At 74.9% G+C, this 19,914-nt stretch carries 20 protein-coding genes; 15 read left to right on the top strand and 5 right to left on the bottom strand.

The window, feature by feature from the left end; genetic code table 11:
* The 10 genes from pdhA to A949_RS0114820 all read left to right on the top strand — a co-directional run.
* The coding region (gene pdhA / locus A949_RS33505) for a pyruvate dehydrogenase (acetyl-transferring) E1 component subunit alpha (RefSeq protein WP_019356807.1) at positions 1 to 1,076 on the top strand (1,076 nt) is incomplete at its 5' end.
* A complete protein-coding gene (locus A949_RS0114860) occupies positions 1,073 to 2,158 on the top strand; it encodes an alpha-ketoacid dehydrogenase subunit beta (protein ID WP_019356806.1) in 1,086 nt (361 codons plus the stop codon). The genes pdhA and A949_RS0114860, both read left to right, overlap by 4 nt.
* Entirely contained in the window at positions 2,158 to 3,717 is a 1,560-nt protein-coding gene (locus tag A949_RS0114855) for a dihydrolipoamide acetyltransferase family protein (protein ID WP_019356805.1), read from the top strand. Before A949_RS0114860 ends, A949_RS0114855 begins: the two co-directional genes overlap by 1 nt.
* A 3-nt stretch (positions 3,718 to 3,720) precedes the next feature.
* Entirely contained in the window at positions 3,721 to 4,857 is a 1,137-nt protein-coding gene (locus A949_RS0114850) for a DUF6457 domain-containing protein (RefSeq protein WP_019356804.1), read from the top strand.
* Positions 4,854 to 6,536: a molybdopterin molybdotransferase MoeA gene (locus tag A949_RS0114845; protein WP_019356803.1), complete on the top strand. Its 1,683-nt coding sequence runs from the start codon at positions 4,854 to 4,856 to the stop codon at positions 6,534 to 6,536. The genes A949_RS0114850 and A949_RS0114845 overlap by 4 nt, the downstream gene beginning before the upstream one ends.
* The gene (locus tag A949_RS0114840; protein ID WP_019356802.1) at positions 6,530 to 7,612 is read left to right on the top strand and encodes an NAD-binding protein; all 1,083 of its coding nucleotides are present in this window, start codon (positions 6,530 to 6,532) and stop codon (positions 7,610 to 7,612) included. Before A949_RS0114845 ends, A949_RS0114840 begins: the two co-directional genes overlap by 7 nt.
* Before the next feature lie 84 nt (positions 7,613 to 7,696).
* Positions 7,697 to 7,864, top strand: a complete 168-nt coding sequence (locus A949_RS38525; RefSeq protein ID WP_019356801.1) for a hypothetical protein — start codon at positions 7,697 to 7,699, stop codon at positions 7,862 to 7,864.
* Positions 7,865 to 8,015: 151 nt separating this feature from the next.
* Positions 8,016 to 8,999, top strand: coding sequence for an NAD(P)H-quinone oxidoreductase (locus A949_RS0114830; RefSeq protein WP_019356800.1), 984 nt, complete (start codon positions 8,016 to 8,018; stop codon positions 8,997 to 8,999).
* Between the two features lie 726 nt (positions 9,000 to 9,725).
* Positions 9,726 to 10,328 (top strand): hypothetical protein, encoded by a 603-nt coding sequence (locus A949_RS35580; RefSeq protein ID WP_026004654.1) that lies wholly within the window; start codon positions 9,726 to 9,728, stop codon positions 10,326 to 10,328.
* Between the two features lie 210 nt (positions 10,329 to 10,538).
* Positions 10,539 to 11,105 carry a bacterial proteasome activator family protein gene (locus tag A949_RS0114820; protein WP_019356799.1) on the top strand — a complete coding sequence of 189 codons (567 nt, stop codon included), beginning with the start codon at positions 10,539 to 10,541 and terminating at the stop codon, positions 11,103 to 11,105.
* A 153-nt stretch (positions 11,106 to 11,258) separates the two neighbouring features.
* Here the strand turns inward: A949_RS0114820 and A949_RS0114815 are convergent, their stop codons facing one another.
* The 3 genes from A949_RS0114815 to A949_RS0114805 all read right to left on the bottom strand — a co-directional run bounded on the left by A949_RS0114815 (position 11,259) and on the right by A949_RS0114805 (position 14,176).
* On the bottom strand, positions 11,259 to 12,002 hold the full coding sequence (locus tag A949_RS0114815) for a TrmH family RNA methyltransferase (RefSeq protein ID WP_026004653.1): 744 nt from the start codon (positions 12,000 to 12,002) through the stop codon (positions 11,259 to 11,261).
* Between the two features lie 105 nt (positions 12,003 to 12,107).
* Positions 12,108 to 13,523 carry an HTTM domain-containing protein gene (locus A949_RS39090; protein ID WP_063826262.1) on the bottom strand — a complete coding sequence of 472 codons (1,416 nt, stop codon included), beginning with the start codon at positions 13,521 to 13,523 and terminating at the stop codon, positions 12,108 to 12,110.
* 17 nt (positions 13,524 to 13,540) lie between these two features.
* Complete coding sequence (locus tag A949_RS0114805; protein ID WP_019356796.1) at positions 13,541 to 14,176, bottom strand: DUF5819 family protein; 636 nt, start codon at positions 14,174 to 14,176, stop codon at positions 13,541 to 13,543.
* A gap of 235 nt (positions 14,177 to 14,411) precedes the next feature.
* Here A949_RS0114805 and paaA point away from each other — a divergent pair, with 235 nt between their 5' ends.
* From paaA to A949_RS0114780, 5 genes are read left to right on the top strand one after another with little or no spacing between them, the layout of a single operon-like run.
* On the top strand, positions 14,412 to 15,617 hold the full coding sequence (paaA, locus tag A949_RS0114800) for a 1,2-phenylacetyl-CoA epoxidase subunit PaaA (RefSeq protein ID WP_019356795.1): 1,206 nt from the start codon (positions 14,412 to 14,414) through the stop codon (positions 15,615 to 15,617).
* Positions 15,614 to 15,898 (top strand): 1,2-phenylacetyl-CoA epoxidase subunit PaaB, encoded by a 285-nt coding sequence (paaB, locus tag A949_RS0114795; RefSeq protein WP_019356794.1) that lies wholly within the window; start codon positions 15,614 to 15,616, stop codon positions 15,896 to 15,898. Before paaA ends, paaB begins: the two co-directional genes overlap by 4 nt.
* Positions 15,895 to 16,617, top strand: a complete 723-nt coding sequence (paaC, locus tag A949_RS0114790) for a 1,2-phenylacetyl-CoA epoxidase subunit PaaC (RefSeq protein ID WP_019356793.1) — start codon at positions 15,895 to 15,897, stop codon at positions 16,615 to 16,617. The genes paaB and paaC overlap by 4 nt, the downstream gene beginning before the upstream one ends.
* Positions 16,611 to 17,162: a 1,2-phenylacetyl-CoA epoxidase subunit PaaD gene (gene paaD, locus A949_RS0114785; protein ID WP_026004651.1), complete on the top strand. Its 552-nt coding sequence runs from the start codon at positions 16,611 to 16,613 to the stop codon at positions 17,160 to 17,162. The genes paaC and paaD overlap by 7 nt, the downstream gene beginning before the upstream one ends.
* A gap of 2 nt (positions 17,163 to 17,164) precedes the next feature.
* On the top strand, positions 17,165 to 18,235 hold the full coding sequence (locus tag A949_RS0114780) for a 2Fe-2S iron-sulfur cluster-binding protein (protein ID WP_019356791.1): 1,071 nt from the start codon (positions 17,165 to 17,167) through the stop codon (positions 18,233 to 18,235).
* Between the two features lie 272 nt (positions 18,236 to 18,507).
* Here A949_RS0114780 and A949_RS0114775 read toward each other — a convergent pair whose 3' ends face one another.
* The gene (locus A949_RS0114775; RefSeq protein ID WP_019356790.1) at positions 18,508 to 18,855 is read right to left on the bottom strand and encodes a rhodanese-like domain-containing protein; all 348 of its coding nucleotides are present in this window, start codon (positions 18,853 to 18,855) and stop codon (positions 18,508 to 18,510) included.
* Entirely contained in the window at positions 18,852 to 19,757 is a 906-nt protein-coding gene (locus A949_RS0114770) for a J domain-containing protein (RefSeq protein ID WP_019356789.1), read from the bottom strand. Before A949_RS0114770 ends, A949_RS0114775 begins: the two co-directional genes overlap by 4 nt.
* Positions 19,758 to 19,914 lie beyond the last annotated feature (157 nt).

Genomic DNA, 19,914 nt, shown 5'->3' with positions numbered 1-19,914 from the left:
TGGGCACCCGGACGGCGGAACGCGAGGGCGGGGAGCACACCGGTCCGGACGCGGACCTGCTGCGCCGGCTGTACGCCGCCGTCGTGCGGGGACGGCGGTTCAACGAGCAGGCGACCGCGCTGACCCGGCAGGGCCGGCTGGCGGTCTATCCCTCCTCGCGGGGGCAGGAGGCGTGCCAGGTCGCCGCGGCGCTGGCGCTGCGTGCGGAGGACTGGCTCTTCCCCAGCTACCGCGACACCCTCGCCGCGGTGGCGCGCGGCCTGGACCCGGTCGAGGTGCTGTCGCTGCTGCGCGGTGACTGGCACCACGGCTACGACTCGCCCGGCACCCGGGTCGCTCCGCTGTGCACCCCGCTGGCCACCCAGCTTCCGCACGCGGTCGGGCTGGCGCACGCCGCCCGGCTGAAGGGCGACGAGGTGGCCGCGCTCGCGCTGGTCGGCGACGGCGGCACCAGCGAGGGCGACTTCCACGAGGCGCTCAACTTCGCCGCCGTATGGCAGGCACCCGCCGTCTTCCTGGTGCAGAACAACGGCTTCGCGATCTCCGTACCGCTGGCCAAGCAGACCGCTGCGCCCTCGCTGGCCCACAAGGCGGTCGGCTACGGCGTCCCGGGGCGGCTGGTGGACGGCAACGACGCGGTCGCGGTGCACGAGGTGCTGACCGAGGCGCTGGACCGGGCCCGGTCGGGCGGCGGCCCCACCCTCGTCGAGGCGGTCACCTACCGGCTGGAGGCGCACACCAACGCCGACGACGCGACCCGCTACCGCGCCGACGGCGAGGTCGAGGCGTGGCGGGCGCACGACCCGGTGACGCTCCTGGAGCGCGAGCTGCGCGACCGCGGGCTGCTGGACGAGGAGACCGTGCGGGAGGCCCGGGAGGCGGCCGAGCGGCAGGCGGCCGAGCTGCGCGAGCGGATGCACCAGGACCCGCAGCCGGACCCGATGGAGCTGTTCGCCCACGTCTACGCGGAACCGACACCGCAACTGCGCGAGCAGGCGGCGCAGTTGCGCGCCGAGCTGGCCGCGGAGCAGGAGGCGGCAGCCGGGAACCCGGCCGCGGGGGAGGAGACCCGATGAGCACCGCGGTACGGCAGCCCACCGCCGCACGCACCGACCGCAGGCCCGCCACCATGGGGCAGGCACTGCGCCGGGCCCTGCGCGACGCACTGGCCGACGACCCGGCGGTGCACGTCCTGGGCGAGGACGTCGGCACGCTCGGCGGCGTCTTCCGGGTGACGGACGGGCTGACCGCGGAGTTCGGCGCCGACCGGTGCGCCGACACCCCGCTGGCGGAGGCGGGCATCCTGGGCACGGCGGTCGGGATGGCGATGTACGGGCTGCGGCCGGTGGTGGAGATGCAGTTCGACGCCTTCGCCTACCCCGGCTTCGAGCAGCTCGTCTCGCACGTCTCGCGGATGCGCAACCGCACCCGCGGCAGGCTGCCCATGCCGCTGACGGTGCGCATCCCCTACGGCGGCGGGATCGGCGGGGTGGAGCACCACAGCGACTCCTCCGAGGCCTACTACCTGGCCACACCGGGGCTGCACGTCGTCACCCCGGCCACGGTCGCCGACTCCTACGGGCTGCTGCGGGCCGCCATCGCCTCCGACGACCCGGTGGTCTTCCTCGAACCGAAGCGGCTGTACTGGTCGAAGGCGGACTGGGACCCGGAGGAGCCGGACGCGGTGCCCGGCATCGGCAAGGCCGTCGTACGCCGCCGGGGCAGCTCCGCGACGCTGATCACCTACGGCCCGTCCGTGCCGGTCTGTCTGGAGGCCGCCGAGGCGGCACGCGAGGACGGCGCGGAGGGCTGGGATCTGGAGGTGGTCGACCTGCGCACGCTGTCCCCGTTCGACGAGGAGACCGTCGCCGCTTCGGTGCGGCGCACCGGGCGGGCCGTCGTCGTGCACGAGTCGCCCGGCTTCGCCGGCCCGGGCGGTGAGATCGCGGCCCGGATCACCGAGCGCTGCTTCCACCACCTGGAGGCGCCGGTGCTGCGCGTCGCCGGGTTCGACATCCCCTATCCGCCGCCGATGCTGGAGCGGCACCACCTGCCGGGTGTCGACCGGGTGCTGGACGCCGTCGCACGGCTCCAGTGGGAGAGCGGCTTCACCGGTGGCCGGGACGGCTCCGAGGGCCGGGGCGGGGGTGCGCTCTGATGGGCGAGGTGCGCGAGTTCGCGCTGCCGGACCTGGGCGAGGGGCTGACCGAGGCGACGATCGTCCGCTGGCTGGTCCCGGTGGGCGACACGGTGCGGGTCGACGAGCCGGTCGTCGAGGTCGAGACGGCCAAGGCACTCGTGGAGGTCCCCTGCCCCTTCGCGGGCGTGGTCACCTCGCACGCGGCCGACGAGGGAGCCGAGGTGGCGGTGGGGGCACCGCTGGTCACCGTCGCGGTGAACCCGGACGGTGGTGCGTCCGGCCCCGGCGGCGAGGCCGCCGGCGCCGGGACGGCACGGGCCGGTGCCGCAGCACACGCCGGTGCGGCGGAACAGGCCGGTGCGGCGGAACAGGCCGGTGCGGCGGAACACGTCGGCGGCTCGGGCAATGTGCTGGTCGGCTACGGGACGGCGCAGGCGCCGGCCCGGCGGCCCCGGGCGGCGCTGCGGCTTTCCGGGCTGTCCGGGGTGTCCGGCCCGGCCGGTGGGGAAGCACCCGGCGCGGGTCCCGGCGGAATCGCGGCGGCGCCCGGAGCGGGGGCGGCCGAGGAGTCCCGGTCCCCAGCCGACCGGGACGCCCCCGCCGGCGGTGCGGGCCGGACGGCGCCGGAGCGCCCCGCCCCGGGCGGACGCGCCGCTGCCGGTCCCGTGCCGGTGATCTCCCCGCTGGTCCGCCGGCTGGCCCGCGAACACGGCCTGGATCTGCACGCGATGACGGGCAGCGGTCCGGACGGGCTCATCCTGCGCGCGGACGTGGAACGCGCGGTGCACGCCGCGCCCGGGACACCGGCGCCGCAGGCACCCGCGCCGCAGGGCACCGCGCAGCCCGGCGGGGTCCGGGCCGCGGCGGCACGGGAGGAGCGGCGTATTCCGCTGCGCGGCATGCGCGGCACGGCGGCCGACCGGCTCACGCGCAGCCGTGCGGAGATCCCGGACGCCAGTTGCTGGGTGGATGCCGACGCCACCGAACTGCTCGCCGCGCGCAAGGAGATGAACGCCGCCGCCGACGGCGCCCCGCACGCGGCACCGATCTCGCTGCTGGCCCTGCTCGGTCGGCTGTGCACGGCGGCGCTGGCACGCTTCCCGGAGCTGAACTCGACGGTGGACACCCGGGCGCGCGAGATCGTCGTGCTGCCCGAGGTGCATCTGGGCTTCGCCGCGCAGACGGACCGGGGCCTCGTCGTCCCGGTGGTGCGCGACGCGCACACGCTCAGCGCCGAGCAGCTCACCGCGGAGCTGGCCCGGCTGACCGAGGCGGCCCGCGCCGGGACCCTCACCCCCGGCGAGCTGACCGGCGGCACGTTCACGCTGAACAACTACGGCGTGTTCGGCGTGGACGGCTCCACTCCGATCATCAACCATCCGGAGGCGGCGATGCTCGGCGTCGGCCGTATCGCCCGCAAACCATGGGTGGTCGGCGACGCCCCTGCCGTCCGCAGCGTCGTGCAGTTGTCCCTCACCTTCGACCACCGGGTGTGCGACGGCGGCACCGCGGGCGGATTCCTGCGCCATGTCGCGGACTGCGTGGAGCGTCCGGCGAGGCTACTCCGTACGCTCTGAGGCGTGACGCAGGCCCCAGGACCTCCTTCCGCAGCCGGACCGCCCGACCGCCCGCACCACGCGGCGGGCGATGCCGGCCGCTCGTACACGGCCCTCGTCCTCGCGGGCGGCGGCGCGCGGCGGCTGGACGGGGCCGACAAACCCGCGGTCACGGTCGGCGGCCGCCCGCTGCTCGACCGGGTCCTCGCGGCGTGCGGCGACGCGGCGGCCACCGTGGTGGTGGGCCCGCGCCGTCCGACGTGCCGCCCGGTGCTGTGGGCCCGCGAGGAGCCGCCCGGCGGCGGCCCGCTCGCGGCGCTGCAAGCGGGTCTGGACGCGCTGGCGGCGGTCCCGGACGCACCTGCGGGTCCCGGCGGCGCGACGCCTGCGGGTCCCGGCGCGCCGCGGGCGGGCACGGGCACCGGCTCGGCGCGAACCGGCCCGGAGCACGCGGCGGCCGGACGGCCCGGGGGCGGTACGGCCGGGGAGGAGGGCCCGGTGCTCGTCGTCTCCGCCGACCTGCCGTTCCTCTCGCCGCGAGCGGTGCGCACCCTGGTGTCCGTTCCGGACGGGGCGGAGGCCGCCATCGGATACGACGGCCGCGACCAACCGTTGCTGGCCGGCTACCGGGTGGACCCGCTGCGCCGCGAACTGGCGCTGTTGCGAACCGAATACGGTTCTTTGACGGGACTGCCGTTGCGGATGGTGCTCCAAGGGCTGATGCTGCACCGGGTGACCGCGCCCTCCGTCACCGCCGCCGCCCTCGACTGCGACACCTGGGACGACATCGCCACAGCGAGGGCCCGCATCAGGGAGCATGAAACCGTGCTGGACGAATGGATCTCCGCGGTCAAGGCCGAGCTGGGCATCGAGCTCGACGTCGACACCTCAGCCCTGCTGGCTCTCGCCCGGGACGCGGCGCACGGCGTCGCGCGCCCCGCGGCGCCGCTGACCACCTTCCTGGTGGGCTACGCGGCGGCGCAGGCGGGCAGTTCACCGCAGGACGTCGCGCGGGCGACGGAGGCGGCCGCCCGGCTCGCCCGGCGCTGGGCCGACGAGTCGGACGGAGACGCCCCCGGAGCGGACGGCCCCGGGAAAACCCCCCAACCGCCCGCCGCGGACGGCCCCGGCAGCCCCTCCGAGCGGACAGACGACCGATGAGCGACGCCGACGAACTCGACGAGGCCATCGCCCTGGCCAACAGCGGCCGGATCCGCCAGGACCCGCCCCCCGCACCCCGCCTCAAGCGCATCCGGCGGATCCAGTGGAGCGCCGACGGCACCGAGGGCCCCGACAACGGCGGCACTCCCGGCTCCGCCGAGAACCCCGGCGGGGCCCGGCCCGCCCCGGGCGAGGCGGGTCGCGGAACCGTCCCCGGCGGCGCGCACCCGTCCGAGGGAGCCGCGGCAGGCGGCGGGCGGCCCGGAGACGGCGGCCGCGGACCGGCCGGGCACCCCGGGAACACCTCGGCGGACGGAGACCGGCAACCGGCGGGCACAGGCACCGGCACCGGCACCGGCACCGGCACCGCGGAAGGTACCGGTGGGGACCCGCACGGGCGGGGGCAGCCGCGGCAGCACCCGCAGGACCGGACCGGCGCCGCGGCACGGCAGCCGGCGGTCACCTGGTCCGAGGCCGTGGCACTGGCGTCCTCGGCCGCCACCGCGCTCCCCCGGGAGACCGTCCCCCTCGCACACGCGCTGGGCCGCACGCTCGCCGCACCGCTGCGGGCCCTCACCGACCTGCCGCCGTTCGACACCTCCGCGATGGACGGCTGGGCGGTGTCCGGGCCCGGCCCGTGGGAGCCCGCCCGCGCGGCGGACGGCACCGAGCGCCCCGGCCTGCTGGCGGGCGCCCGCGCGGAGCCCCCGCAGCTCGCCGACGGGGAGGCGGTCCGGATCGCGACCGGCGCCCGCGTCCCGTCCGGCACCAGTGCCGTGCTCCGCCGGGAGGCGGCCCAGCACACGGGCGCCCGGGTGCGTACGGCCACACCTCCGCAGCCCGGCACCGACATCCGCCCGCGCGGCCAGGAGTGCCGCACGGGCGACGAGTTGCTGCCGGCCGGCGCGGCGGTCACCCCTGTCGTGCTGGGGCTGGCCGCGGCGGCCGGGTACGACGACCTGGCGACCGTGCCCCGGCCGCGGGCCGAAGTGCTCGTCCTGGGCGACGAACTGCTGCACCGCGGGCTGCCCCGGGAGGGCCGGATCCGGGACGCGCTCGGGCCGATGGTCGAGCCGTGGCTGACGGCCCTGGGGGCCGAGGTGACCGTCACCCGGCTGCTGGGCGACGACGCGGAGGCCCTGCACGAGGCGCTGGCCGGTTCGACGGCCAATGTGCTCGTCACCACCGGCAGCACGGCCGCCGGACCGCTGGACCACCTCCGGCCGACACTGCGCCGCCTCGACGCGCGGCTCCTGGTGCACGGGGTGCGGGTCCGCCCCGGGCATCCCATGCTGCTGGCCGCGCTCGGACCGGGGGACCGGCAGAGCACGGGCGGACAGCCGCGCCATCGGTGCCTGGTGGGGCTGCCCGGCAATCCGCTGGCCGCGCTCTCCGGTCTCGTCACCCTGGCCGCGCCGCTGCTGCGCGCGCTGGCCGGGCGCGCCGCGCCCGAACCCCGGGAGGCCACCTTGGGCGCCGAGGTGTCCGGACACCCGCACGACACCCGGCTGGTACCCGTGCGGTGCGAGGGTTCGGGCCTCCGGGCGCGTATCCGGCCGCTGCGCTACGCGGGTCCGGCGATGCTCCGCGGCGTGGCCTCCTGCGACGCGCTGGCGGTGGTGCCGCCCGGCGGCGGCGCGCCCGGCACGGACGTGCCCGTACTGGACCTGCCGTGGTGAGGCGGCCTCCGGAGGGGACCGGCGAGACCACCGAGCGGCTGGGCTCGGTACTGCTGCCGCGTCCGGACATCAGCCCGCAGCGGCAGGTCGCGCGGCGGCTGCTCGCCGCGCTCGCCGTGCTGTGGATCACGGTGCTGCTGGTCTATCTGGACCGGGGCGGCTACGTGGACAACTCCGACAGCGACGTGACGTTCCTGGACTGCCTCTACTACACCACCGTCACGCTCTCCACGACCGGCTACGGCGACATCACCCCCGCGTCCGACAGCGCGCGGCTCGTCAACATTCTCGTCATCACGCCGCTCCGCGTGCTGTTCCTGATCATCCTCATCGGCACCACCCTCGAGGCCCTGACGGACCGCACCCGGCAGCAGTGGCGCCTGAACCGCTGGAGGTCCGCGTTGCGCGACCACACCGTCGTCGTCGGATTCGGCACCAAGGGCCGCTCCGCCGTCCAGACCCTGCTGTCGACGGGGCTGGGCCGCAACCAGGTCGTCGTCATCGATCCGCACGGGCACGCCGTCAAGACCGCCAACGCGGAGGGGTTCGCCGGGGTCGAGGGCGACGCCACCCGCAGCGAGGTGCTGATCCGCGCCGAGGTGCAGCGGGCCAAGCAGATCGTGATCGCCCCGCAGCGGGACGACACCTCGGTGCTGGTGACGCTGACGGCACGGCAGCTCAACCCGCGGATAAAGATCGTCGCGGCGGTGCGTGAGGAGGAGAACGCCCCGCTGCTGCGGCAGTCGGGCGCGGACCAGGTGATCACCAGTGCCAGCGCGGCCGGCCGGCTGCTCGGGCTGGCGATGCTCAGCCCGAACGCCAGCTCGGTGATAGAGAACCTCATCCAGCAGGGCACCGGCCTCGATCTGAAGGAGCGCCCGGTCACCAAGGCGGAGGCGGGAAGCTCCCCGCGGGACTGTCCGGACCTGGTCGTCTCCATCGTGCGCGGGCACCGGATACTGGCCTTCGACGACCCGGAGGCCGCGGAACTGGAGCTCACCGACCGGCTGGTCGTCATCCACCGTGCCTCCCGGAAGGGTCCCCAGGCGGACATACCGCGCGGCGACCTGCGGTAGCACCACACCCCCGCTCCTCATCCCTTCAGGTGACTGTGCGGCGCCCGGCGGACCGCTGCCGGGCGCAGGCGTGACGATGACGCGATGGACCCGCCACCGACCTGCCCCAACTGCCCGGAGCGCCTGCTGTGGAAGGACACCCGTGAGACGGGTCCGGGCAAGGAGGACTCCTGGTTCTGGTTCTGCACCGGCTGCCATCAGGCGTACGTGCCCACCCCGGATCAGAAGCTCCGCTTCACCTACGCGGCCTGAGCGCCGGAACGGCATACGGAATGAAGCACCGGAGCGGCATACGGAATGAGGCGACGTGGGGACGTGGGCGGCCGTGGGCCGGGGCCCTCCCGGTGCCCTGTGCCGGGCCGGGGCCCTCCCGGTGCCGGGAGGTGCGGGTAGCGTCGGCCGTATGCATGCGATCACGATTCCCGAACCCGGCGGCCCCGAGGCCCTGGTCTGGGCGGAGGTCCCCGACCCGGAGCCAGGGGAGGGCGAAGTCCTCGTCGATGTCGCGGCGAGCGCCGTCAACCGCGCGGACGTCCTGCAGCGCCAGGGCTTCTACGATCCACCGCCCGGCGCCAGCCCCTACCCCGGCCTGGAGTGCGCGGGACGCATCGCGGCCCTCGGCCCCGGAGTGTCCGGCTGGTCGGTCGGCGACCGGGTGTGCGCGCTGCTCGGCGGCGGCGGCTACGCCGAGCGGGTCGTGGTGCCGGCCGGACAGCTCCTGCCCGTGCCCGAAGGAGTCGACGTCACGACGGCGGCCGGTCTGCCGGAGGTCACCTGCACGGTCTGGTCGAACGTCTTCATGGTGGCGCACCTGCGCCCGGGCGAGACCCTGCTGGTGCACGGCGGCTCCAGCGGCATCGGCACGATGGCCATCCAGCTCGCCAAGTCGGTGGGCGCCCGGGTCGCGGTGACGGCGGGCACGGCGGAGAAGCTGCGGCGGTGCGCCGAGCTGGGGGCCGACATCCTGATCAACTACCGCGAGCAGGACTTCGTCGAGGAGTTGCGCGCGGCCACCGACGGCGCGGGCGCCGACGTGATCCTGGACAACATGGGCGCCAAATACCTCGAGCGGAACGTCAAGGCGCTCGCGGTGAACGGCCGACTGGCGGTCATCGGCATGCAGGGCGGCGCCAAGGGGGAGCTGAACCTGGGCGCGCTGCTGGCCAAGCGCGGCGCCGTGACGGCCACGTCGCTGCGGGCCCGCCCGGCGGCCGAGAAGGCGGCCATCGTGGCCGCCGTACGCGAACACGTGTGGCCGCTGCTGTCGGACGGCCGGGTGCGCCCCGTCGTGGACAGCACGGTGCCGATGCGCGACGCCGCCCGAGCCCACCAGCTCCTGGACGAGAGCGGCCACGTCGGCAAGATCCTGCTGGTCACCGCAGGCTGAGGAGCCGCACCTGCCGATGGCGTCCCGCTCCGCGCCCCGGTGCGTGGGGCGGGGCGCCCGGGGGCGCGGAAGCGGGGCGCGAGTCCGGTCACGGCGCGAGCCGTCACCCGTCCCGCCTGTCCGAAATGCCGATCTTATCCCTTCATGTGACGCTGGAACGGTCTGCGGACCATCCAGTGCGGAGGGGTCACGTTCGTGCGGCACATTCAGCGACGGAGCAGCGCGGTCACCTTGCTGACCTGCGCGTTCCTGGCGCTCCCCGCGCCAGTCGCCGCCGCGGGGAGCCCGCGGTCCCCGCCGGGGACCGCACCGCGCCCGGGGCCGCCTCGGCCCCCGCCGCTCCCCCGTCCGGTGGCTCACCCAGCGGCCCCGCTCCCGGTGCCGCCGCCTCCGGTGCCGCCGCCTCCGGCCCCGCTCCGGGTGCGGCGGACTCCCCTGCAGCACCCAGCCTGCTGCCGCCCGCCGCGCCGCCGCGCACCTGGGCACCCCGCCCGCAGGCCCCCCCGGATGCCGCGGCTGCCGGACCTTCCGAAGCTGCCCCGGTTCCCGCGGTCGCCCGAACCTCCGCGCCTTCCCGGTACGGAAACCCCGTCCCCGCTGCCCGGCGCCCCCGGACAGCCCCCGGTGCTGCCCGACGCGGCCTCCCGGTTCTCCGGTTCCCCCGGTCTTCCCGGTTTTCCCGGCCACCCGAACGCCCGGACGTCCGCCGACAGGAGGGGGCACCCGGTGCGATGGGACGACGGCGAGGCCGAAAGGCGCGCCGAGGGGAACAGCAGGGAGGGGACACGGCACGCCGAAGAGGACGGGCAGGGGGCGCAGGAGGAGCGCGGTGCCCGGCAGCACGGGGAAGAGCACCGGCAACCGCGGCCGCGCGATGAGCGGCTCGGCGGAGAGCGCACGGAGGAGCAGGAGAAGCGCCCCCCGAAGCGGGACCGGCGCCGGCGGGACGCGGCCAGGCAGCACTCGGACCACCGGCTGCGGGACCCCGGGGAGCACGGGCGGGAGGAGCCGCCCGCGCACGGAGAGGGCGACCGGTGGCAGCAGCGGCGGCAGGAACACCGCATCAACCCGCCGAACCACCGGGCCGCACTGCGGCCCCCCGCCTCCTTCGGCAACGTCACCGCTCCTCGTCCGTCCGGTCAGGCCATCGGCAAGCACGACCTGTACGCGGCGGACGACGCCGGCCCCCGGAGCGACGAGGGTCGGAGCGGCCGGCTCGCCGCGCAGCCGTCCGGGCAGGTGCTGCCCGTCCTGCCGCTCGGCACCGGTCTGACGCTGATGGGCCTGGGACTCGCCTTCCTGGCCCTGCGCGTCCGGCGCGGCGGCTGACCTGGGCGCGTGACCTGGCGCGCGTGACCTGGCGCGCGTGACCTGGCGCGCGTGACCTGGCGCGCGTGACCTGGCGTGCGTGCCGGGAACCGCACTCCCGGACGGGCGCTCCCGGGAGCGGGACCCGGGCGGCGCGGCGCGGCCCGGGCGACTCCGGGACGTTCCCGCCCTCGCTCGGCGTCGGCAACCCCTCGGATGCAGAATGGGGGCATGACGCAGCCGAGCAACGAGAAGCCGCAGGAGAGCCCCCAGGTTCTGGTCGTGGGCCCGGACGGGATGGCTCTCGGCAGTCCCAGCCCCAAGGGCGGCGACGGCGAGGGCGACGAGCAGGCTGAGGTCCCCCTGACGGAGATGGTGGAACAGCCCGCGAAGGTCATGCGGATCGGCAGCATGATCAAGCAGCTTCTGGAAGAGGTGAAGGCGGCGCCGCTGGACGAGGCCAGCAGGGCGCGGCTCAAGGAGATCCACACCAGCTCGATCAAGGAGCTGGAGGACGGGCTCGCGCCGGAGCTGATCGAGGAGCTGGAGCGGCTCTCCCTCCCGTTCACGGAGGAGTCCACTCCCACCGACGCCGAGCTGCGCATCGCGCAGGCCCAGTTGGTGGGCTGGCTGGAGGGCCTCTTCCACGGCATCCAGACCGCGCTGTTCGCCCAGCAGATGGCGGCGCGTGCGCAGTTGGAGCAGATGCGCCGCGCACTGCCGCCGGGTGTACTGCCCGAGGAGGCCGGGGGACAGCCCGGCGAGGCGCAGCACCGCACGGGCGGCCCGTACCTGTAGCCCGGCTGGAGCGCGCCGACCGGGCCCGGCGGGCCCGCGGAATCGAGACGGAGCCGAGGTCGACAGGGCCGGTTCAGCCATGCGCGGGCCGGTCCCGTCGACGCCGTCCGGCTGTCCGTGCCCATGCGGCTGTATGCGTCGGCCGGCCGTCCGTCAGCCCGGTGCGGACATCCAGTGGTAGAGCGCCATCGCCACGCTGGTGGCCAGGTTGTAGCTGGAGACCTGCGGGCGCATCGGAAGCGCCACTAGGCGGTCGGCGCGGGCGCGCATCCCGGCCGAGAGGCCGTGCCGCTCCGAGCCGAAGGCCAGCATCGCCCCGTCGGGAACGGTCACGGAGCGCAGATCGGCGCCCTCCGGGTCGAAGGCGAGCAGCGGACCGTCCGGGAGTTCGGCCACCTGGCGCCGCGCGACCCGGGTGGCGAAGTGCAGTCCGGCACCCGCCCGTACCACTGCGGGGTGCCAGGGATCGAGGTCGCCGGTGGTGAGCACCCCGCCGGCCCCCGCCCCCGCCGCCAGCCGTACGACCGCGCCCACGTTGCCGAGGTTGCGCGGGTTGTCGAGGACGACGAACGGCGCGGGCCTCTCCCCCGGCCCGACGGCCGCCGGATCCGCGGCCGGGTCCGGGAGCGCGAGCGCCGCCACACCGGTGGGGTGCGCGCGTGGCACCAGAGCGCTCAGCGTCGCACCGGGCACCTCCCACAGCAGTGCGTCGAGCGTGCCGGTCAGATCGGGGGCGAGTTCCTCGGCGAGGGCGAGCGCGGCGCGGCGGTCGGTGGCGAGCGCGACCGGCACCCGCGCACCGAACCGCAGCGCGTGTTTGAGCGCGTGGAACCCGTCCAGCAGCACGCCGTCGGCCACGTGGCGCGCCCACCGGCTCTCAGCCGTCTCCGCCGTCATCCGGTCCACCCTACGCGGCGCCCCGGACCACGCGTCCGGACTCCGGCGCTCCGGCAGACGGCGCCCCCGGGCCCGTGACCCGGGCCCCGGGGACGGTCCAGACTCTCAGACGGACACCTTCGGGGCCTCCGCCGCGGGTTCCGGGTCCGGCTGGGGCGCTCGGCGGCCGCGGCCCGGCAGCAGGCCCCGTGCTCGGCCGCCCAGTGCGGTCGTGCTCCGGCCGAGCCAGATCAGGAAGACGGTCGGCAGGAAGACGGCGTCGGCGGCGATCATCGCCAGCGAGAAGAACGGCAGCCCGAGCAGCACGGCGATGCTGACGTGCTCCGCGATCATGAAGGCCAGCAGGACGTTCTTCGCGCGCCGGTTGAGGAGGGTGAACGGGAAGGCGACCTGGGTGGCGACGGTGCCGTAGGTGACCAGGAAGACCATGACACCGTTGGCGGCCAGCAGGTGGCTCAGATCGGGCCAGGGCGTGAAGTAGTCCAGGTTCATCGGGTAGTAGACGGCCGTACCGTCCTGCCAGCGAGTGCCTTGGATCTTGAACCAGCCGGCCGTCGAGTAGACCAGGCAGACCTCGATCATGATGACGAGCAGCACGCCGTTGTGCACCAGGTTGGCGAGGATGTCGCACACGTCGCGCATCTCGCGTACCGCCGCACCGCCGCGCGCGGCGGCCCGCTGCACGGACCACCACAGTCCGTGCACGGCCCACAGCCCCCAGTAGAAGAGGGCCCAGCCGACGGTGAACCCGCCCGCGACGGTGCTGCCCAGCAGCACCGCGCCGAACACGGTCCACAGCACCACGCCGCCGACCCCGGCGTCCGCCCCGGCCGGACGTGCCCCGGTTCCGGCGGCGGTTCCGGCGGCGGCTCCGGCGGTCTCATCGGACGACGACCCGCCGGCCGACAGGTCACCGGCCGACAGGTCACCGGCCGACAGGTCACCGGCCGGCGCCCCTGCGTGCGCTCCCGGATCCGCGGCCCGGAGATCCCGCGGGTGTGCCGCCGCGGCCTCCGGGCGCCGCCGGGCGCGGGCCGCGCGGCGGGCGTCCAGGGACCACACCTGCGCGCAGCGGGTGAAGACGAGATACATCGACATCAGATGGATGATGTTGTCGCCGCCGTCCCCCATGAAGACGCTGCGGTTCTGCAGCGAGAGCACCCCGACCATGAACAGCACGGTGGCCGCCCGGGTGTGCCAGCCGAGCAGCACGGCGGCGGCCGCGGCCAGGGCGACGACGTAGACGAGTTGGAACCAGTTGTCGCTGCTGGACCACATCAGGACCGAGAAGGCGTCGTTGGTCTCGATGAGCCGCTCGGCCAGTCCCCACGACCAGGGGCTGTCCGGCCCGTAGAGCTCCTGCCGGTGCGGCCACTCGCGCAGCAGGAAGAAGAACCACGCCGCGCCGAACCCGATCCGGACGATCGCCGTCTGGTAGGGGCCGAGCGCCTGCGCGGTGATCCGGGTCAGTCCGCGCGAGACGCACCGTTCGATCCGCACGCGCAGGCCGTGCACCCCCATGTACCGCCCCTGGTCGCTCACTTGCCGCCTCCCGGCAGGTCGGCACTGGTGACGTGCCACCAGGGCTGCACGGTGTACCTGGTCTTCACCTCGGTGCGCTCGTCGCTCCAGTCGGGCGGGGCGACCGGGGTGACGGCGGAGCGCACCTGGATGCGCTCGACGCTGCCGCCGTTGAGTTCGGGGCCGAAGCGCCGCATCACGATGCGCTTGACGTACTGCTCGGAGAGCGCGCCGCGGAGCCCGACGGGCTTGCCCTTGTCGTCGTGGTTGTCGACGTAGAACTCCCAGGCGCGGCGCAGTTCGTTCTGCTGGGTATGGCTGGGGGCCGGGTTGCCGTGGATGGCCGCGCCGTCCATGGCGCTCAGGTCGACCCAGCCGGTGGTCTCCGTGGTGCCGTCCTTGGCGACGGTGGCGCGGGCGTGCACGGCGACGTTCTGCTGGAGGGGGTTGGGCGCGAACAGTTTCCAGTTGCGCTCGAACTCCGGGTAGACGTAGGAGTCGACGAGTTCGCCGTGCCGCTTGCTGATCGTGTTGTCCGGGGCTGTCTGCAGGAAGACCATCGCCACGTGGAACGCGATTCCGACCGTGACGACGGCCACGGCTATCGCGACGAAGATCCGCGCGGGCAGCGAGAGCGCGGCGATCCCGCGCATGCCTTCCCCCCCGGGCGCCTGGTGCGCCGCTGGCTCCATCCCCTACCCCTGCTCCCCATGTTCTTCATGCCCATGACCGGGCTGCTCCGCCTCAGAGACTCTCAGAGGGTACTGGGACGGAGCCGCTCGGCCCCGCCGGTCGGCGGCATTCGCTCTTGACAGCCCCCCGGCCCGCACTCATCCTTGAACCGAACGATCGGTCGGTCGGCTGGAAACCGAGGGATCAGGGGGCTCTATGACACCGGTGACATCGCCGTCGCGCGGCCGCGCGACGGGAGCGGACGGGCAGCCGGACGGCGCCGGTACCGGGCCGACGGCCGAGGCCGCGCAGGCAACGCAGGCAGCGCAGGCCGCCTTCGACGCCGCGGTCGCCGCCGACGAGCGCATCGAGCCGCGGGACTGGATGCCGGACACCTACCGCTCCACCCTCGTGCGCCAGATCGCCCAGCACGCGCACTCCGAGATCATCGGCATGCAGCCGGAGGCCAACTGGATCACCCGCGCGCCCTCGCTGCGCCGCAAGGCGATCCTGATGGCCAAGGTGCAGGACGAGGCGGGCCACGGCCTGTACCTCTACGGCGCCGCCGAGACGCTGGGCACGAGCCGCGACGAACTGCTCGACAAACTGCACGCGGGCCGCCAGAAGTACTCCTCGATCTTCAACTACCCCACGCTCACCTGGGCGGACATCGGCGCGATCGGCTGGCTGGTGGACGGCGCGGCCATCACCAACCAGGTACCGCTGTGCCGCTGCTCGTACGGCCCCTATGCCCGCGCCATGGTGCGCATCTGCAAGGAGGAGTCCTTCCACCAGCGCCAGGGCTACGAGCTGCTGCTGGCCCTGACCCGCGGCACCGAGGCCCAGCGTGCGATGGCGCAGGACGCGGTGGACCGCTGGTGGTGGCCCTCACTGATGATGTTCGGCCCGCCGGACGACGAGTCGTCGCACAGCGCGCAGTCCATGGCCTGGAAGATCAAGCGGCACTCCAACGACGAGCTGCGGCAGCGCTTCGTGGACATCTGCGTGCCCCAGGCCGAGGCGCTGGGCGTGACCCTGCCCGACCCCGACCTGCGCTGGAACGAGGAGCGCGGCCACTGGGACTTCGGCACCATCGACTGGCAGGAGTTCCGCGAGGTGCTCAAGGGCAACGGCCCCTGCAACGAGCAGCGGCTCGACCGTCGCCGAGCGGCGCACGAGAACGGCACCTGGGTGCGGGAGGCGGCAGCGGCACACGCCGCCAAGCACGCCGCCGGGAACACCGCCGGGAACACCGTCGGGAACACCGCCGAGCACGCGGCCGCACATGCCGCGGAGGCCACCGCAGCGGACCGGGCCGGCCACCGGGCCGAGCAGGCGGCCACCGGCCCGGCACAGCCGGACACCGCACCGGACGGCGCGGACGCACCGTCCACCACCCGTGACGCGAGGAGCCGGGCATGAGCGCCGAATGGCCCCTGTGGGAGGTCTTCGTCCGCAGCAGGCGCGGCCTCTCGCACACCCACGCGGGCAGCCTGCACGCTCCGGACGCCGAGATGGCGCTCCGCAACGCGCGGGACCTGTTCACCCGCCGCTCCGAGGGCGTCTCCCTGTGGGTGGTGCCGTCCCACGAGATCACCGCGTCCTCGCCCGACGAGAAAGACCCCTTCTTCGCACCCGCCGCCGACAAGCCCTACCGTCATCCGACCTTCTACGAGGTGCCCGAGGGGGTGCGGAACCTGTGACCGCCCCCGCACCCCCGGCCCTGGCCACCCTCCCGCTGGGCGACGACGCACTGATCCTCTCCCACCGCCTCGGCGAGTGGGCCGGACACGCCCCGGTCCTGGAGGAGGAGGTGGCGCTGGCCAACATCGCGCTGGACCTGCTGGGCCAGGCCCGCGCCCTCTACGCCGGACTCTCCGACACCCTCGGCAGCGAGGACGAGATCGCCTTCCTCCGGGAGGAACGCGCCTTCCGCAACTGCCAGTTGACCGAGCAGCCCAACGGCGACTTCGCCCACACCATCGTCCGGCAGCTCTTCTTCTCCACCTACCAGCAGCCGCTCTTCGCCCGGCTGTCCCCGGTGCTTCCGCTGGCGGCCAAGGCCGTCCGGGAGACGGCCTACCACCGCGACCACGCCGAGCAGTGGACGCTGCGGCTGGGCGACGGCACCGAGGAGAGCCACGCCCGCACCCAGCGCGCCGCCGACACACTGTGGCGGTACACGGGCGAACTCCTCCAGCCGGTCGAAGGGCTGGAGGTGGACTGGCCGGCGCTGGCGGAGGAGTGGCACGCCGCCATCGGCGATGTCTTCGCCCGCGCCGGACTCACCGTCCCGGAGGGCCCGAGCGAGGGTGCCTGGTCGGCCGGTGCGGGCCGCCAGGGGCTGCACACCGAGCCGTTCGGACCGCTGCTGGCCGAGATGCAGCATCTGCACCGCAGCCATCCGGGGGCGGCATGGTGACCGCCTCGGCCCGGCCGGACTCCTTCGCCGCGCTGGCCGGAGCGGTCCCCGATCCGGAGCTGCCGGTGCTCACCCTGGCCGAACTGGGCGTGCTGCGCCGGGTGGAGGAGCCGGAGCCGGGGCACGTGCTGGTCGAGCTGACCCCGACCTACACCGGCTGCCCGGCGGTCGAGGCGATGGCCGCGGACATCGAACAGGTGCTGCGGGCAGCCGGTGCCGCCCAGGTCGAGGTCCGCACAGTGCTGGTGCCGCCCTGGTCGAGTGACGACATCAGCGCGGAGGGCCGCCGCAAGCTCGCCGAGCACGGCATCGCCCCACCCCGCGCCGGGGCCCGCAGCGCCGACCCGGAGCCGGTCCTGGTCGGCCTCTCCCCCACCCGGCACACGGCGGAACCCGCGCGGCCCCCCGCTGCGGAGCCGGTCCGCTGCCCGCACTGCGGCGCGGCCGACACGGAGCTGCTCAGCCGGTTCTCATCCACGGCCTGCAAGGCGCTGCGGCGCTGCACCGCATGCCAGGAGCCGTTCGACCACTTCAAGGAGGTGTGAGGGTGCCCGCCTTCCACCCGCTGCGTGTCCGTTCGGTCGAGCCGCTGACCGACGACGCGGCCGCACTCACCCTCGAGGTGCCGCCCGAACTGCGGGAGACCTTCGGCTACACCCCGGGCCAGCACCTCACCCTGCGGCGGATGAACGAGCGGGGCGAGGAGATCCGCCGCACCTACTCGCTGTGCGACCCGGCGACGCCCCGGCCCGAGACGCTCCGGGTGGGTATCCGGCTGGTGGAGGGCGGCGAGTTCTCGACGTACGCGCTCAAGGAGCTGACCGCGGGCGGCGCCGTCGAGGCCCTGCCGCCGATGGGCCGGTTCGTGCTGGAGCCCCGTGCGGGCCGGTTCGCCGCCGTGGTGGGCGGCAGCGGCATCACCCCGGTGCTGTCCATCGCGGGCACGCTGCTGGCACGCGAGCCGGAGGCCCGCTTCTGCCTGATACGCAGCGACCGCAGCACGGACTCCACGATGTTCCTGGAAGAAGTGGCCGACCTCAAGGACCGCTACCCCGGGCGCTTCCATCTGGTGACGGCACTCTCCCGCGAGGAGCAGCACAGCGGACTGCCCTCCGGGCGGCTGGACGAGGAGCGGTTGACCGCATTGCTGCCCGCGCTGCTGTCCGACCGCGGAGTACGGGAGACCGACGGCTGGTTCCTGTGCGGCCCGCTGGGGCTGGTGGAGGGCGCGGCCAAGGCGCTGCGGACACTGGAAGTGCCCGCGAACCGTGTCCACCAGGAGATCTTCCACGCGGAGGCGGCCGCTGCGGCTCCGCCGCCGCCCACCCGGACGGTGCCCGGATCCGCCACGGTGCGCGCCACCCTCGCCGGGCGCAGCGGCAGTTGGCCGGTGCGGGAGGGCGAGACCCTGCTGGAGGCGGTGCTGCGGAACCGGACCGATGCCCCGTACGCCTGCAAGGGCGGGGTCTGCGGCACCTGCCGCGCCCGGCTGCTGGGCGGTGAGGTGCATATGGACCGCAACTTCGCCTTGGAGGAGGAGGAGTTGTCGGTGGGCTATGTCCTGGCCTGCCAGTCCCACCCCCTCACGGAGGAGGTGGAGGTGGACTTCGACGCGTGACGCCTCCCTCGCGGACCGTCGCCGGCCAGCGCGGGGCCCGCCCGGCGCGACGGTACGCACCGGCGGCCGGGCGGTACGGCGCGCCGCCGCCCCGCCTCCGACTGCCGCCCGGGCCGCACCGAAGGGCCCACCGGGGCGAGCCGAAGAGCACCGGCCGACAGCCGAAGCGGGCAACCGGCTGCCCGGACCCGCAAGGCCGCCCGAACCCGGCACGGCACGGCACGGCACGGCACGGCACGGCACGGCACCCGGCGAGGGTCACCGGTGGGTCATCACTGCACGAACGCCGGGTCCGCGTCCCCCTCCAGCGGACGGCCCGCGCTCTGCCAGGCCAGCATCCCGCCGTCGACGTTGACCGCGTCCACGCCCTGCTGGGAGAGGTAGCCCGCGACCTGCGCCGAGCGGCCGCCGACCCGGCAGACGACGTACACCGGACCGCCGTCGCCGAGGCGTTCGGTCAGCTCGCCCTGCCGGGCGACGAACTCGCTCATCGGGATGTGCAGCGCGCCGGGAGCGCGTCCGGCGGCCCATTCGTCGTCCTCGCGGACGTCCAGCAGCAGTGCGTCGGCCGGCACGGAGGCGGCGTCGGTCTGCCGTACCTGCCCGGGAACGGGGTTCATTCCTGCTCTCCCTCTGTCAGCCGGGCGAGCTCCTGCTCGCGCTCGGCCACCTGTCCGAGCAGTTGCTCGGCGATCTCGTCCAGCAGCGCGTCGGGGTCGTCGGGTGCCAGCTTCAGCATGGCTCCGATGGCGCTCTCCTCCAGCTCCGCGGCCATCTCGGCGAGCATCTCCTTGCGCCGCGCCAGCCACTCCAGCCGGGCGTACAGCTCCTCGCTGCGCAGCAGTTCGGCCATGGGACCGGGCAGCGGGCCCGCCTCCCACTCCTCGGCGAGCGCGGCGAGCGCCGAGGCGTCACCGTCCGCGTACGCCTTGTTCACCCGCACGAGGAACGCCTCCCGCCGCTCGCGCTCGGCGTCGTCCTGCGCGAGGTCGGGGTGGGCCTTGCGCACCAGGTCCCGGTAGGCCTTGCGGGCCTCCTCGCTGGGCCGCACCCGGCCCGGTGGGCTGACGGGCTGCTCGTTGAGCATCGCCTGGGCCTCGGGGAGCATGCCGGTCGAGTCGATCCAGCCGAAGAAGAGCTCCTCGACCTGGGGCATGGGCAGGACGGCGCCGCGTGCCGCATCGGCCTTCCGGATGTCCTCGGGATCACCGGTGCGGGCCGCGATCGTCTCCGCGATCTGCGCCTCCAGCTCGTCGAGCCGCGCGTAGACGGGGCCCAGCCGCTGGTGGTGCAGGCGCGAGAAGTTCTCCACCTCGACGCGGAACGTCTCGACCGCGATCTCGTACTCGATCAGCGCGGCCTCCGCGGCCCGTACCGCCTTCTCCAGGCGCTCGGTGCCGGGCTCCGCGCTCGCCTCCGGTGGCCGGTTCGCCTCCGGGGCCTCCGCCCCGGAAGCAGGGGGCTCCGGGGCGCCGCTCGCGGGGGGATCTTCGCTCGCCTGGGCGGGGGAGTTGGGGTTCATCGGGACCACCCTACGACCGCCGCGCGCCGCCCCGTGGCCGGAAGGCCCTCCGCCTCGGGCAGGACCCGGGCAGGACCCGGGCAGGACCCGGGCACGACGCGGGCAGGACCGGGGGCAGGGCTCGGAGGGCAGGGGCTCCGCGCGGCGCCGGCCGGGC

This window comes from Streptomyces sp. AA1529, assembly GCF_000280905.1.
Lineage (GTDB): Bacteria > Actinomycetota > Actinomycetes > Streptomycetales > Streptomycetaceae > Streptomyces.
The sequence above is the reverse complement of the archived record's forward strand: the minus strand, read 5'-3'. Positions and strand labels throughout refer to the sequence as shown.